Raw genomic sequence first — 13,355 nt, 5'->3', positions numbered from 1 at the left:
TCAAACAAACATCCCCACAACCCCCCTTCGTTTCTCAGACTTTGTGCCAATACCCCGCCAACGGGCTGTTCCCATGCAAACCCCTTGTAACGCAACTGTTATGCCCCCATCTCTTCAAACACACGCGCGGCTCTGATATGCGGTGCGCAGCAGTTTCGGGGATTGGATCATGACCAAAACAACACGACGCACATTCATTGCGGCCACGGCCGCCACGCTCGCCACACCAACGCTGTTGCGCGCCGAACTCAACACGGTGCAGCGCAATGCCTCTGGCTTCATGGCACAGAAGTGGCAGGATCATTTTGACACTTTTGATCGCGTCACCATTCTGTGTGACACCAATGCCCGTGCGTTGCATTATTGGAACCCTGAAAACGGCGATTACCGCATTTATCCCACCTCTGTCCCACAAACGGACGAGCTGACAAAACGCGGCCTGACCAAGATCGTGCGAAAGAAACACAATCCCAGCTGGACCCCGACCGCATCTATGCGCGAACGGGACCCTTCCTTGCCCGTTCATATGGAAGGCGGCGCAGTGGGCAATCCGCTTGGCACGCGCGCCATGTATCTGGATTGGCCTGCCTATTTGATCCACGGCACACATGATACACGCAAAATCGGGCGACGGTCGTCCTCTGGCTGTATTGGGCTGTTCAATTTCATGGTGGAAGAGCTGTTTGAAATCACACCCGTGGGCACGCAAGTTCGCGTCCTGTGATAAAGCCGTTCAGGCGTTGAGCACTTGGCAACACCACCCCAACGGATCGAAATCAACAGCGTGATTGAGGCGCGCGCCACCCACAGGACCGCCGCCAAGTCCATGGACAAAACGCGCAAACCTTAACAAATTCTGAATCATGACGCGTCATATAAGACGCGTCTTACAACACGCGTCGTGCTCAACGCGTCTGGGTTCACCTTCCCTTAACATCCTTGGCGACCGCCCGTTGCACCGCCCTCAAAGCCTCGGTACGATGCCCCATGATCAAAACCTTCCGCATCGTCGTTTTCTTGCTCACCGTGTTCTATTTTCTGGAACAATTCCGCGGCCTTGACCCCGAATTTTTCGGCTGGCAATTTCGCTATCTCACAATCTGGACCCTCACGGCTAACATGATCGTCGCGGGCCAAATGCTCCGCCTCAGCTACGGCAAAACCACGCAGCGCTGGGAGGCCTTTGTTTCCTTTGTCGTGGTGATGAACATGACCGTCGTCATTCAATATTGGCGGCTGTATCTCATGGACCCGTTGAACGTATCGCCGGCCGAGGGCACGATTTGGTGGAAAGAATACTATCTCCACGCCCTTGGCCCCGTGCTGATGTGGATCGATGCGTTCTTGATCCTTGGCGTGTTTTCCCGTTTGAAACCAGTCTTCTACGCTGCCATTCTTCTTGGCATTGCATATCCCGCCTGGGCCGAGCTGGTATTGCATCCACTCAACGATGAACCAATCGGAACCGTTACGGCAGGCCTGCCCTATCCGTTTCTCAACAATATGGAATTGGGCGGACGCATGATGTTTTATGTGGCCTCAACTCTGGCCAATTTCGTGTTCATCATGATCGCTTGGGGCGTGTCAAAACTGATACGTCCGATCAGGGTCTAGCATCCAGATACGCCCGCACACAGGTTTGCACATGGCGGAACCGATCCCCGCCCAGATGTACGCCCCCGTACCAGCGAGTAACCACGACAACCTCTCCTTCAATCCCGTCCCGTTCCAACATGCGCAGGATCACCATGCCTGCACCGCTTTCCCCATCATCGTTCTTCACCTGCGTGCCATCAGGCAAAACAACGGCCCACGTGTTATGGGTCGCTTTCGCAAACTTCTTTTTTCGCTTCAGCGCCTTAACAAACTCTTCGGCCTCTTTTCGGGTCGCCACCGCACCGCCAGATACCGCGTATTTTGATCCGCGATCCGTCAGCACATTTTCAATTTGTATCACTGCAACTCCCCCGCTACGCTGAAACCATGTTTACCATTGAACACGATTTTGACGCCACCATTGTGACCCTTATTGATGACGGCGCAGCCCCTTTGCAAGACGATGTCACCATTGCCGCGTTCGCCAGCGTCATAACGGTCGAACAATACGATCCACGCACGGATAAAACCAACACCGTGCGCCTGTCTATGGCGCAGTTACGCGACTTGCAGGCGGCGCTCAATCTACCCGAGGGCAGCTATACATTCGCGCATAAATCGTAACCGACTTTCGGGTTTTGCCATTGATTAACCCGCCACCCCTGCCACACTGAACCGCGATTCTTAACGAACGAGGGCGAACATGCGCACAGGGTTTTACTGGGACGAAAAATGCTTTTGGCATTCAGGGGGCAACTACGCGCTCACCATGCAAGTGAGCGATGTGGTGCAACCCACGCCAAACGGTCTGCCCGAAAATCCAGAAACCAAACGTCGGCTGAAAAACCTCATGGATGTGACAGGATTGCTGGACCAGTTGCACGTCCAATCCGCTGCCCCTGCCACCACCGAACAACTCACCCGTATCCACCCCGAAAGCTACCTTAAACAGTTTAAGGAAATGTCAGATAACGGCGGCGGCGAACTCGGCCTGCGCACGCCGTTTGCCCAAGGCGGCTATGAAATCGCGGCCCTGTCTGCGGGCATGGCGACACAGGCTATCGTGGACGTAATGACGGGCACATACGACAACGCCTATTCCTTGTCCCGTCCGCCTGGTCACCACTGTTTGCCCGATTTCCCAAACGGCTTTTGCCTGTTCAACAACATTGCAATCGGAACCGAAGAAATCCTTGCGAACCACGGCGCAGAACGGGTCGCGATTCTTGATTGGGATGTGCATCACGGCAATGGAACCGAGGCGATCTACTACGACCGCGACGATGTTCTAACCATTTCAATTCACCAAGAACACAACTACCCCATCGACACAGGCGATGTGTCTGATCGCGGCTCTGGCGTGGGCGAAGGCTACAATATCAATGTACCTCTTCCCCCTGGATGTGGCTATGCCGCCTACGTGGAAACTCTGGAACGGATCGTGATCCCCGCCCTCACCGATTTCGCACCAGACATCATCATCGTTGCCTGCGGTCTCGATGCGGGGCCATTTGATCCGTTGGCCCATATGTTGGTGTCCGCACGCGGCTTTGCACAGATGACGGACATGCTGATGGAAACCGCGGCAGACCTCTGCGAAGGCAAACTCGTCATGGTCCACGAAGGCGGCTATTCAGAGGCTTACGTCCCCTTCTGCGGCCATGCCATCATCTCGCAACTGGCGGGCAGCAACATCACCGCCGCCGATCCATTGGCAGACACCCTAGAAGTGCGCCAACCCAACCTGCGCATGCAGGCATTCCACTCCACTTTGATCGGGGAAATGGCCGCATCTTTCGGCTTCGAATAACACGAACTTGAATTTTGCTGCGCCGCGGCGTAAACATCATTGCAAATGCAACGAGGAGACCCAAATGGGAAAAATCTACACCTCCGCAGCCGAAGCCTTGGATGGCTTGCTGTTTGACGGAATGCTCATCGCAGCAGGCGGTTTCGGCCTCTGCGGTATCCCCGAAAACCTGATTTCTGCGATCAAAGACGCAGGCACCAAAGACCTCACAGTCGCGTCCAACAACGCGGGCGTCGACGACTTTGGCTTGGGTGTGCTTTTGCAAACCCGACAGGTCAAAAAGATGATTTCTTCCTACGTGGGTGAAAACGACGAATTCATGCGCCAATACCTCTCTGGCGAACTGGAGCTGGAGTTTAACCCCCAAGGCACGCTCGCCGAACGCATGCGCTCCGCTGGCTGTGGCATCCCTGGGTTCTACACCAAAACAGGTGTCGGCACGGTGATCGCCGAAGGCAAAGAAGTGAAACAGTTCAACGGCGAAGACTACATCTTGGAAGAAGGCATCTTTGCCGACCTGTCCATCGTCAAAGCATGGAAAGCGGATGAAACCGGCAACCTTGTGTTCCGCAAGACCGCCCGCAACTTTAACCCACCTGCGGCCATGTGCGGCAAGGTCTGTGTTGTCGAAGTCGAAGAAATCGTGCCAACAGGCTCGCTCGACCCAGACACAATTCACCTGCCGGGGATCTACGTCCATCGCCTGATCCAAGGCGAACACGAAAAACGCATCGAACAACGCACAGTGAGGGCCGCATAATGCCTTGGGATCGTAATCAAATGGCCGAACGGGCCGCACAAGAACTGCAAGACGGTTGGTATGTGAACCTTGGCATCGGTATTCCGACGCTGGTGTCCAACTACATCCCCGAGGGCGTCGAAGTGACCCTTCAATCCGAAAACGGTATGCTCGGCATGGGCCCTTTCCCGACAGAGGAAAACATCGATGCCGACCTGATCAACGCGGGTAAGCAGACCATCACCGAACTGCCCCAAACCGCCTATTTCGACAGCGCACAGTCCTTTGGCATGATCCGTGGCGGTAAAATTGCTATGGCGATCTTGGGTGCGATGGAAGTAGCCGAAAACGGCGATCTGGCAAACTGGATGATTCCAGGCAAACTGGTCAAAGGTATGGGCGGCGCGATGGATTTGGTCGCTGGCGTTGGCCGCGTTGTGGTCATCATGGACCACGCCAACAAACGCGGCGAAAGCAAGCTGCTCAAGGAATGCACACTGCCACTCACAGGCAAGGGCGTCGTGGACCGTATCATCACCAACTTGGGCGTGTTCGACGTGGTAGATGGCGGCCTAGAACTGGTGGAACTGGCAGACGGCGTCACTCGTGCCGACGTGGACGCCGTGACCGAGGCCAAGCTGGTCAACTAATCCTGTCAGATATCAATTCAATTTGGGGGCAAATGCCCCCTTTTTGATCTTAATGTCAGATTGCGTAGTCTCAGGCCTTTCGCGAAAAATCTGAACGACCTGCTATTCATCGAAGGGGCAGTAAACGGATCAACCCTTCCCGAAAAACTCTAATTTAAATTACCTTTGCGCGGATAAGTCGGAAATCATCGCCTAACCCAGCCGCCAGAATACGGTCTCGGATATTTGCCGACACAAACACCCCTCCGCGCAGGCGGGGTTCTACCCAGACCTCGGCGCCGCTCAATGCTGAACGGTCAAGAGTAACCCGGTCTTCGGTGTGCCTCAGACGGTTGAGAACAGCTCCCTTTTTACCCGGAAAATAAGGCATACTTTTGACAAAATCAGAAGCCTCAAAATTCACAGTATCCTTTACTGTTCCCGGCACATAAAGAGCAGCCGGTTCGGCTATCAGCGTTTCATTTTCGTCGTAAAACTCAATAGGCCAATATTGAGCATCGGGCAAATTCAAGTTTTGGAAAAATGCCAACCCAAGATTCGCTAACTGCATCGAAAAAGCCGCTGGAAGTCTGCGCCCCTCGTCCGTCTTTGCTTTCGCAAGTGCTTCCTCAAGATGATAATCTCTACCAATCCATCTCTTTTTCGTAACCAAGAGGTCCCGTTTGGGAATTTCACCTCGATCAAGTGGCTCCCAAAACTCTTTCACTAAGCGAGCGGCTTTAGCAACGTGTTCACTTTCAGTTAATTCTGGGCCCCAGTCAGCAAAGTGATCTCTTGGGTCTATTGAATCTCTAAGCGCGCTAATCCACCAAACATACTCACTCATAGTCAAAACTCTTTTCAACCTATCATCTGCGATCCAAATCCTCAGTAAATTAACTTATCTAGACGACAGGAATTTCAATATTGGCTCAATTTCAAAGCGCCTTGTGCGACCCATCGCACAGCACACCGTTCCCGCCGTTCTTGCACCCACAGAAGAACACGCGCTTATCCTCGGTCGCTTCAAACTTTACTGGCGCGAAATCCGAACCCTTATGCGACCCATCGCAAAACGGCTGATTGGCGGATTGCCCACAAGAACACCAAAAGTAGTTCTTCCCTGCCTCTACCTCCACAGGATAAGGGGCTTTCTGGGCAATCTTCGGGGCATCTGACATGGCTGGCTTCCTTTTCTCTGACTGTGTTTCTAAAAACCTAACCCAGAACCACGCCCCTTCAAAGTAAATCCGTTGTTCTAAATGCAACACAAGGGCCATCAGCCTTGCCTTACTCTGGCCCAATTCTGCCCCTAAACCCTGTGCTAACGCGGCGCACAGACCGCATCAGAGGCAACAGTAATGATATCCGCAATGCAAACGGCGTCCCCTTACCGATCGACCTTGATCGTTCTCGCGATCTTTGTCGCCTGTGGTCTGCTCGCGTTCTTCACCGCATCCGGCGAAGACATCTGGCATCAGATCACGCTCTTGACGGCCACCCAAATCGGCATCCTTCTGGCCCTGTCCCTCGTGAACTACACCTTTCGCGCCGTGCGCTGGTTTCTCTATGGCCGCGCGCTCGGACTGGACCTTGGCCTCTGGCAAGTACTGCGCCACTACCTCGGCGGCTTCGCCTTGACCATGACACCCGGTCGCTTGGGGGAACTGGTGCGCGTGCGCTGGATCAACCGCGAAACAGGGGCGAGCGTGGAACGCACCGCCCCCCTCGTGATCGTTGATCGTGCAGCCGACCTCGCCTCCTCTGGCCTCCTGCTCGCCGCTGCTATGCTGGTCATGGCAGGGGGCATTTCTGGTGGTATTCCCGTGGCCATCATCGCCGTTCTGGCCGCCATTGTCGCCACCCGCCCGAGCCTGTTTCGTTGGTGCGTCACGCGTCTTTACAAACTCATCGGCCGCAAGCCGCGCTTCTTCGCCCGCGCCCGCCGCGCCGCGCAGTCACTCAAACCCTTCTCAAACCCCAAAATCGCACTGCCTGCCTTTGCCTTAGGCTTTATTGGCTGGTTCGCCGAAGGTTACGCGTTTTATCTCTTGCTCACATGGATGGGGGCTGAAATCTCTGTCTGGGCCTGCGTCGGCATCTTTGTCTTCTCTATGATGACAGGCGGCGCTACGGGCCTTCCGGGCGGCGTTGGTGGTGCCGAAGCTGCCATGCTCGCCCTTCTCTCGATCCAAGGCATCCCCTTGGAAATCGCCCTACCCGCCACCGCCATCATTCGCATCACCACCCTGTGGTTTGCAATCGGCCTTGGCGTTCTATTCTTCCCTGTGGCCGAGGCCGCATCCGCACGAGGCCGCACATGAGCTGGAAAACTGACACACTCACAGGCTGGGGCCGCGTTCTCTCAGGAACCGCCCAAATCGCCCGCCCAGAAAAACCCAGCAGCATCGCGCATGTTACGGGCGATACCCCCGCCCCTGCCATTGGCGCACAACGCTCCTATGGTGACGCCGCGATCAATACAGATGGCAAAGCCGTCGATATGAACCGCCTCGACCGTTTTATCAGCTTTGACGCCCAAACAGGCGTGCTAGAGGCCGAAGCAGGCGTATCCATTACCCAAATGCTCGAAACCTTCGCCCCTCAGGGCTGGATGCCAGCGGTTATGCCTGGCACAGGGTTCGCCACCATCGGCGGCTGCATTGCCAATGACGTTCACGGCAAAAACCACCACGGTGTGGGCACATTTGGCCAGCACGTTTTGTCGATCGAACTCATCGGCACAGACGGCAAAACCAAAATTGTATCACCCAAGAAAAACAAAGCACTGTTCGAAGCCACCCTCGGCGGCCTTGGCCAAACAGGCATTATCGTTTCCGCCAAACTGCAACTCACCGAATGTTCTTCGCGCCTGATCCAAGTGGACGAACGCCGCGCCAACAACCTTTCAGAATTCATGCAGATGCTCAAAGACTCCACAGCCACCTATTGCGTCGGCTGGATCGACGGCACCGCCAATGGCCAATCCCTTGGCCGTGGCATCTTGGAAGAAGCAGAACTCACCAAATCCAACATGGCCCCAAAATTGCGCAAATCGCGCAAAGTGCCGTTCAACGCGCCGAGCTTCGCGCTCTCCCCACCAACAGTACGCGCCTTTAACCGCATGTATTTTAACCGTGTCCCTGCAACCGGCCGCGGCGTGTTGCGCAGCCTTGAGGATTTCTTCTTCCCGCTCGACAAAATCCACGACTGGAACAAGCTTTACGGCAAACGCGGTTTTCACCAATTCCAATGCGTGCTGCCCGACGACACCGCCGAACGCACGCTTCGCGAAATGCTCCGTCTGATCGCAGATGCAGGTCTCGCCTCCCCCCTTGCCGTGCTCAAACGCACAGGACCAGGTCGCGCTGGCCCGCTCTCTTTCACAATGGAAGGCTTCACCCTCGCATTGGATTTCCCTAACTCCAAAAAATCCGTCGCGTTGGTGGAAAAGCTGAATGACATGACAGCCGAGGCTGGTGGCCGCATCTATTTCGCCAAAGACAGCCTTGCGACAGCGGCACAGGCCAAACACATGTACCCAGAACTCGCCGCTTGGCAAAAAACCGTCAAAACCGCAGACCCAAAAGGCCGTTTCAAAACGGATCTCGTGCGTCGCCTTAAACTTCGGGACAGCAAATGACACAGACATGGATCATCCTTGGCGCAAGCTCTTCCATGGGCCGCGCATTCGCTCGCAAGGCTGCCACAATGGGCGCGCATGTCGTTTTGGCCGCCCGTGACAAAGACGATTTGGCCCGCACCGCATCTGATTGCACCGCGCGGGGTGCTGCATCTGCCACGCCCGTGGTGTTTGACGCCCGTGATCCAAAATCCTTCACAGCCATCTACAAGGCCGCGAAAAAGAACGAAGGCCTCATCAATGCCGCCGTATTCGTCGGTTCCATGGCCCCACAGGATGACGTGGACGCCGACCCAAGCATCGGTGACTTCACAATCCAAGACAATTTCACAGGTCCTGCCAATTTCCTTCACGGCCTCGCGCCGATCATGGAAGAGCGCAAAGGCGGCACGGTTCTGGGTATCGGTTCGGTTGCGGGGGATCGCGGCCGCATTGGCAATTACACCTATGGGTCAGCTAAGGCTGGTTTTCACACCTACCTATCAGGCTTGCGCAACCGCCTTAACCGCTCCGGCGGCCATGTGGTCACCGTGAAACCGGGCTTTGTAGACACCGCCATGACCTGGGGGATTGAGGGCATGTTCCTCGTCGCCTCCCCTGATCAAATCGCAGATGATCTGTGGACTGCACATGAAAAGAAAAAGAACACACTCTACACGCCGTGGTTCTGGCGCTATATCATGGCAATCATCAAATCGATCCCCGAACCGATCTTTAAAAAGCTGTCGGTGTGATCTTCTTGTGAGCAGAAATATCTCGGGGTTTGGGGCAGCGCCCCAAAAATTGCTTACACAATTGACCCTGACGCATAGAACAAGATCAGCACGGTCACCGTGATAATCATGATCCCTGTCTTATCGCGCATGGCAAATACAATCGGATCGTAATCCTGTTTGCCCTGCCACCCCAAGATCACCATCCGAATCTGCCACAACGCCAGCGGAATAATCGCCAAACGCAGCAGCCAAAGGTCGTCGTACAAAGACACGGCCGTGGCGCTAAACGTGTAAAGCAGAAAAATTACCAGCGAAAAGAACACGCCAAGCCCGGCCACATTCAACAAATCCTCACGGTCAGATCGGCGATATCCACGTCCTGGCACTTTGCCATCTGATTTCGCCAGCGTCAGTTCGGTAAGACGTTTCACACAGCCCAGCGCCAAAAACGTTGGAAAGATAAACGCAACCATCCAGCCGGACGCCACAACCTGCGCCGCCAACGCCCCCGCAATCACGCGCAGCGTATAAAGCCCCGCAAGCGTTGCAATATCCACCCAACGCATCTTTTTCAGTTTCAAAGAATAAGACAAAGACAACGCCATATAGAGCGCGATCACCCAAAATAGCGGCCAAGATATGATATATCCAACCCCCAGCGCAAAAATACCCAGCGCCACAGAGGTCAACATCGCATCAGGTATGCGCGCCGATCCCGCCGCCAATGGGCGGAAGCGTTTTTTTGGGTGCAGCCGATCCGCTTCTAAATCCAACAGATCATTCACCACATAAATGGATGACGCCGCTGCCGAAAACGCAGCAATCGCCAGAACAACACGCAACAGCGCCATCGGATCGAGCGAATGTGCCGCAATCAAAGGCAACAACAATAGAATGTTCTTAACCCACTGATGCGGGCGCAACCCTTTGGCCAAAGACCGTCGCGACCACGACTTTTTCAGTTGGACAACTTCAACACCTTCATCTTCCAATTGCTTCGTCACACCTGGATGGTGGCCAACAACAATTGCCTCACCCGCGCATTTCCAAACGGCCAAATCCAACCGTTGATCCCCCGCATAGGCATAGTTGCCCTCGCCAAATCGCGCGTTCAACGCAACCGCTTTGGCCGATCCCTTCAGGTTCACATCCCCATTCGATCCAATGTGCTGTCCTTCAACCCCGTGGTGATCCGCCAACCGTTGAACAAGGCTTTCATCACTGGCCGAAGCGAAAATCACTTCACGACCATCTTCGCGCGCCTGCTCCATATAGGCCTGAATGTCAGGGTTCACAGGCAACAGTTCCACGTTCACATCAGCCAGTTCTGTGATTTCCCGCTTCAATCGGGCACGATCCGTCCAATGGCGGGCCACGGTTTTCAGCGTATTCATCGGCTGTTTGCCCAGTGCGAGCCAAAATCCTTCGAACAGCATGTCCGTTTTGAGGAATGTGCCGTCGATATCCACGGCGAGAGGGCGTTTTTCAGTCATTTTTTCTTGCTCGATCTAAAGACGCATCCGTCTGTAACGTATTTTGGGGGTGTCATACATAAGGTGCGTGCAACTTGCCATGCCGCAACAACTTTGGGCACATAGGCCCGTGTCTCCGCATAAGGCGGCACCCCATTGTGTTTGCGCACGGCCCCTTCACCCGCATTGTATCCAGCCAATGCCAGCAACGGGTCTCGTTTGAATTCTTTAAGCAACCAATCAAGATAGGCCGTGCCCCCTTTGATGTTCTGGCTCGGGTCTGTACTGTCTGTTACGCCAAACCGTGTGGCGGTTTCTGGGATCAACTGCATCAAACCAACGGCCCCTGCACTGCTCACCGCCTCGGCACGTCCGCCCGATTCAACCCCGATCACAGCCAACACAAACGCAGGTGATACGTCTTTTCCCAAAGTGGCCAAAAGAATATCGCCGCCATGGGCATCCGCCAGCTTTTGCATTTGTCCGATATTGGCCGAAAATTTCGCAGCTTTGGATGGGTTTGATGACAGCGCTTTCATCGCCGTATCCAACCGCCCTGAACTGGCTTCTTTAATAGAGGGCGAATTTGCGGTCCAAAACCAATCCTGTAAATCAGCAGGTTTTATCGCCTGATCGGCCCCTGCAACATCGGCCGCAGGTTCTGCAGTATCCCCATCTCCAGCTGCTTTCTTCTCCAATTTCTTTTTGTGTTCGTTCTTATAGTAGTCTTCCTCGGGCGTAATCTGGATGTTAATCCGCGATCCCCCGCTCTTTTTCGGCTTTGCTTTTTTGAATACGATCTCGGCAGACGCAATTTCAGGCGCAAAACCACCAGAAAGCGCAAGGCAAACAACGGCCAGGGCCGCAAAAGGTGTGGAAAACCGGGTCAAGTCACTGCTCTTTTCTTTTTGTTAAAGCAGGAATCGCAAAAATTGGGACGTAAAGCTAGAAAATTGTGTGTTTGAACTGTGGCGATTTTGTCAAAAAGCCTGTTGCAAACAAGTCGATTCAAGTTTTTTCAAAAATAGATCACCACTCAAACGTTTGTTTTAAAACAGTTTTACAAATTTTCTGCGAAAAAGTTACCAAAGAATGAAAATCCAAGTTTGTGCGCCAAAATGCGGTCACATTTACCCGTATAACTATTGCTCATAGGACGAAGCGATACGGACTTTGACGAGAAGGTCCAAATCAAAACAAGCCGAAGCCTTAGAAAAATCAAATGTGACCTTGGAGGGTACAAAAATGAAACTGTTTAAATTTACCAAAGACGAAGATGGCGCCGTAACTGTAGATTGGGTTGTTCTGACAGCCGCTCTGGTTCTGGTTGGTGGTGTAGTTGTTTCCGCGATCCGCGGCGGCATGGAAGACTTGGCTTCCGACATCAACACACAACTTTCAGCAACATCTGTATCTTAATCGATACGCGATCTTTGGAGGATCACACTATGAAACTTTTTAAATTCACAAAAGACGAAGACGGCGCAGTAACAGTTGACTGGGTTGTTCTGACAGCAGCTTTGGTTCTGGTTGGTGGCGTAGTTGTTTCCGCGATCCGCGGCGGCATGGAAGACTTGGCTTCCGACATCAACACTCAGCTTTCTGCGACTTCCGTATCATAAGCTGATGATGCTAGTGGCGAAGGGTTTTCGAACCCTTCGCTCACACCGCGCGAAAGCGGCAGCAAATCCAAAAAACCCTTGCATGCCGCGACGATCACATGATCGCTTCGCGTTTTTTTGGTGAAAACACCATGATCAAGCGTTCCACCTAGAGGATGCAACAAACAAAAGCGCCGAGGCGCAACACTGTGGTGATCAACGAGTTTAACCGAACCTAGTCCAGGTTCACCGAAGGGCTTTCCTTCGACAAAAGAGCGGGTAAGAAAATGCGTATTATCTTTGCACTGGTACTTTTCATGGGGATCGCGATCGCGGGTGGCGCTGTCTATCTTGCTATGGAACGATTCAACCAATACGAAACAGCCTTGAAAAACAAAGAGGTAAAGGTCGAAAAGATTGATCTTGCCACTGTTTTCATCGCGAACGAAGAACTCCCCTACGGCACAGCTCTGACCAAAGAGCACGTTAAAGCGGTCGAGTTTCCAGTGGCAGCTGTTCCAGAAAACGCATTCGACAAAATCGAAGATTTGATCGGCAACATCGAAGAAGGTGAATTCCGCACAGTCATCCGCACCATGGAAAAAGGCGAAGCAATTTTGGCCTCCAAAGTGACGGGCATTGGCGAAGACGCTGGCGTGTCTTCCCGCTTGAAAAAAGGGATGCGCGCCTTTGCCATCCGTGTGGACGTTGCATCTGGTGTGTCTGGCTTCCTGCGCCCAGGTGACAAGGTTGACGTTTATTGGACAGGCCGCACGGACCGCGACACTGTAACGAAACTGATCCTTAACAGCCTTGAATTGATCGCCATTGATCAGCAGGCGGACAGCTCACGCAATCAAACAACGATTGCCCGCACCGTAACCGTGGCTGCAGATGTAAAAACCATCGGCGCATTGGTTCAGGCGCAATCCACGGGCAAGCTGTTGCTATCCCTGCGTGGCATTGACGACGAAAGCACATCAGAGCAAATCGAGATCACCAAGGACGATTTGCTGGGCCGCGAAGAGATCAAAGTTGTAGAGAAAGAGATCTGTACAATTAAGACGCGAAAAGGCGCTGAAGTGATTGAAATTCCAATCCCTTGCAGCAACTGATCCCAGAATGAACGAAATCAAAATCGGGCGCTTC

The 13,355-nt window shown here is 53.7% G+C and carries 17 protein-coding genes; 12 read left to right on the top strand and 5 right to left on the bottom strand.

All coding sequences use genetic code 11. The annotated features are described in order from the left end of the window. The first annotated feature begins 169 nt into the window (after positions 1 to 169). Both QBD29_RS05500 and QBD29_RS05495 read left to right on the top strand, forming a co-directional pair. A complete protein-coding gene (locus QBD29_RS05500) occupies positions 170 to 724 on the top strand; it encodes a L,D-transpeptidase (RefSeq protein WP_280100312.1) in 555 nt (184 codons plus the stop codon). 263 nt (positions 725 to 987) lie between these two features. Next, positions 988 to 1,614 carry a hypothetical protein gene (locus QBD29_RS05495; protein ID WP_280100311.1) on the top strand — a complete coding sequence of 209 codons (627 nt, stop codon included), beginning with the start codon at positions 988 to 990 and terminating at the stop codon, positions 1,612 to 1,614. Here QBD29_RS05495 and QBD29_RS05490 read toward each other — a convergent pair. Beyond that, positions 1,604 to 1,957: a YigZ family protein gene (locus QBD29_RS05490; protein ID WP_280100310.1), complete on the bottom strand. Its 354-nt coding sequence runs from the start codon at positions 1,955 to 1,957 to the stop codon at positions 1,604 to 1,606. The two genes, QBD29_RS05495 and QBD29_RS05490, sit on opposite strands and share 11 nt — an antisense overlap. A gap of 26 nt (positions 1,958 to 1,983) precedes the next feature. On the opposite strand from QBD29_RS05490, the gene QBD29_RS05485 reads away from it, so the two are divergent. From QBD29_RS05485 to QBD29_RS05470, 4 genes are all read left to right on the top strand, one after another. Further along, a complete protein-coding gene (locus tag QBD29_RS05485) occupies positions 1,984 to 2,220 on the top strand; it encodes a hypothetical protein (protein ID WP_280100309.1) in 237 nt (78 codons plus the stop codon). Positions 2,221 to 2,299: 79 nt separating this feature from the next. Continuing rightward, entirely contained in the window at positions 2,300 to 3,406 is a 1,107-nt protein-coding gene (locus QBD29_RS05480) for a class II histone deacetylase (protein ID WP_280100308.1), read from the top strand. Positions 3,407 to 3,470: 64 nt separating this feature from the next. Further along, positions 3,471 to 4,166, top strand: coding sequence for a CoA transferase subunit A (locus QBD29_RS05475; RefSeq protein WP_280100307.1), 696 nt, complete (start codon positions 3,471 to 3,473; stop codon positions 4,164 to 4,166). After that, positions 4,166 to 4,795, top strand: a complete 630-nt coding sequence (locus QBD29_RS05470; RefSeq protein WP_280100306.1) for a CoA transferase subunit B — start codon at positions 4,166 to 4,168, stop codon at positions 4,793 to 4,795. Before QBD29_RS05475 ends, QBD29_RS05470 begins: the two co-directional genes overlap by 1 nt. Positions 4,796 to 4,949: 154 nt before the next feature. Here the strand turns inward: QBD29_RS05470 and QBD29_RS05465 are convergent, their stop codons facing one another. Next, positions 4,950 to 5,621 (bottom strand): hypothetical protein, encoded by a 672-nt coding sequence (locus QBD29_RS05465; protein ID WP_280100305.1) that lies wholly within the window; start codon positions 5,619 to 5,621, stop codon positions 4,950 to 4,952. Between the two features lie 91 nt (positions 5,622 to 5,712). After that, entirely contained in the window at positions 5,713 to 5,955 is a 243-nt protein-coding gene (locus QBD29_RS05460) for a CDGSH iron-sulfur domain-containing protein (protein ID WP_280100304.1), read from the bottom strand. Between the two features lie 192 nt (positions 5,956 to 6,147). On the opposite strand from QBD29_RS05460, the gene QBD29_RS05455 reads away from it, so the two are divergent. Genes QBD29_RS05455 through QBD29_RS05445 form a run of 3 tightly spaced genes read left to right on the top strand, consistent with a single transcriptional unit; the run spans position 6,148 to position 9,151 of the window. Next, on the top strand, positions 6,148 to 7,098 hold the full coding sequence (locus QBD29_RS05455; protein ID WP_280100303.1) for a lysylphosphatidylglycerol synthase transmembrane domain-containing protein: 951 nt from the start codon (positions 6,148 to 6,150) through the stop codon (positions 7,096 to 7,098). Continuing rightward, positions 7,095 to 8,417, top strand: a complete 1,323-nt coding sequence (locus QBD29_RS05450) for an FAD-binding oxidoreductase (RefSeq protein ID WP_280100302.1) — start codon at positions 7,095 to 7,097, stop codon at positions 8,415 to 8,417. Before QBD29_RS05455 ends, QBD29_RS05450 begins: the two co-directional genes overlap by 4 nt. After that, entirely contained in the window at positions 8,414 to 9,151 is a 738-nt protein-coding gene (locus QBD29_RS05445; RefSeq protein ID WP_280100301.1) for an SDR family NAD(P)-dependent oxidoreductase, read from the top strand. Before QBD29_RS05450 ends, QBD29_RS05445 begins: the two co-directional genes overlap by 4 nt. Before the next feature lie 53 nt (positions 9,152 to 9,204). Here QBD29_RS05445 and QBD29_RS05440 read toward each other — a convergent pair whose 3' ends face one another. Further along, the gene (locus QBD29_RS05440; RefSeq protein ID WP_280100300.1) at positions 9,205 to 10,626 is read right to left on the bottom strand and encodes a UbiA family prenyltransferase; all 1,422 of its coding nucleotides are present in this window, start codon (positions 10,624 to 10,626) and stop codon (positions 9,205 to 9,207) included. Then, positions 10,623 to 11,495, bottom strand: coding sequence for a lytic transglycosylase domain-containing protein (locus QBD29_RS05435; RefSeq protein WP_280100299.1), 873 nt, complete (start codon positions 11,493 to 11,495; stop codon positions 10,623 to 10,625). Before QBD29_RS05435 ends, QBD29_RS05440 begins: the two co-directional genes overlap by 4 nt. A 355-nt stretch (positions 11,496 to 11,850) precedes the next feature. Here QBD29_RS05435 and QBD29_RS05430 point away from each other — a divergent pair, with 355 nt between their 5' ends. The 3 genes from QBD29_RS05430 (at position 11,851) to cpaB (ending at position 13,321) form a co-directional block, all read left to right on the top strand. Continuing rightward, positions 11,851 to 12,024: a hypothetical protein gene (locus tag QBD29_RS05430; RefSeq protein ID WP_280100298.1), complete on the top strand. Its 174-nt coding sequence runs from the start codon at positions 11,851 to 11,853 to the stop codon at positions 12,022 to 12,024. 29 nt (positions 12,025 to 12,053) lie between these two features. Further along, positions 12,054 to 12,227 carry a hypothetical protein gene (locus QBD29_RS05425; protein ID WP_280100298.1) on the top strand — a complete coding sequence of 58 codons (174 nt, stop codon included), beginning with the start codon at positions 12,054 to 12,056 and terminating at the stop codon, positions 12,225 to 12,227. 266 nt (positions 12,228 to 12,493) lie between these two features. Then, positions 12,494 to 13,321 carry a Flp pilus assembly protein CpaB gene (gene cpaB / locus QBD29_RS05420; RefSeq protein WP_280100297.1) on the top strand — a complete coding sequence of 276 codons (828 nt, stop codon included), beginning with the start codon at positions 12,494 to 12,496 and terminating at the stop codon, positions 13,319 to 13,321. The last annotated feature ends 34 nt before the right edge of the window (positions 13,322 to 13,355 follow it).

The organism is Amylibacter sp. IMCC11727 (assembly GCF_029854195.1).
In the GTDB taxonomy this organism is placed as follows: Bacteria; Pseudomonadota; Alphaproteobacteria; order Rhodobacterales; family Rhodobacteraceae; genus Amylibacter.
This window is presented reverse-complemented; position numbering and strand designations above follow the sequence as displayed.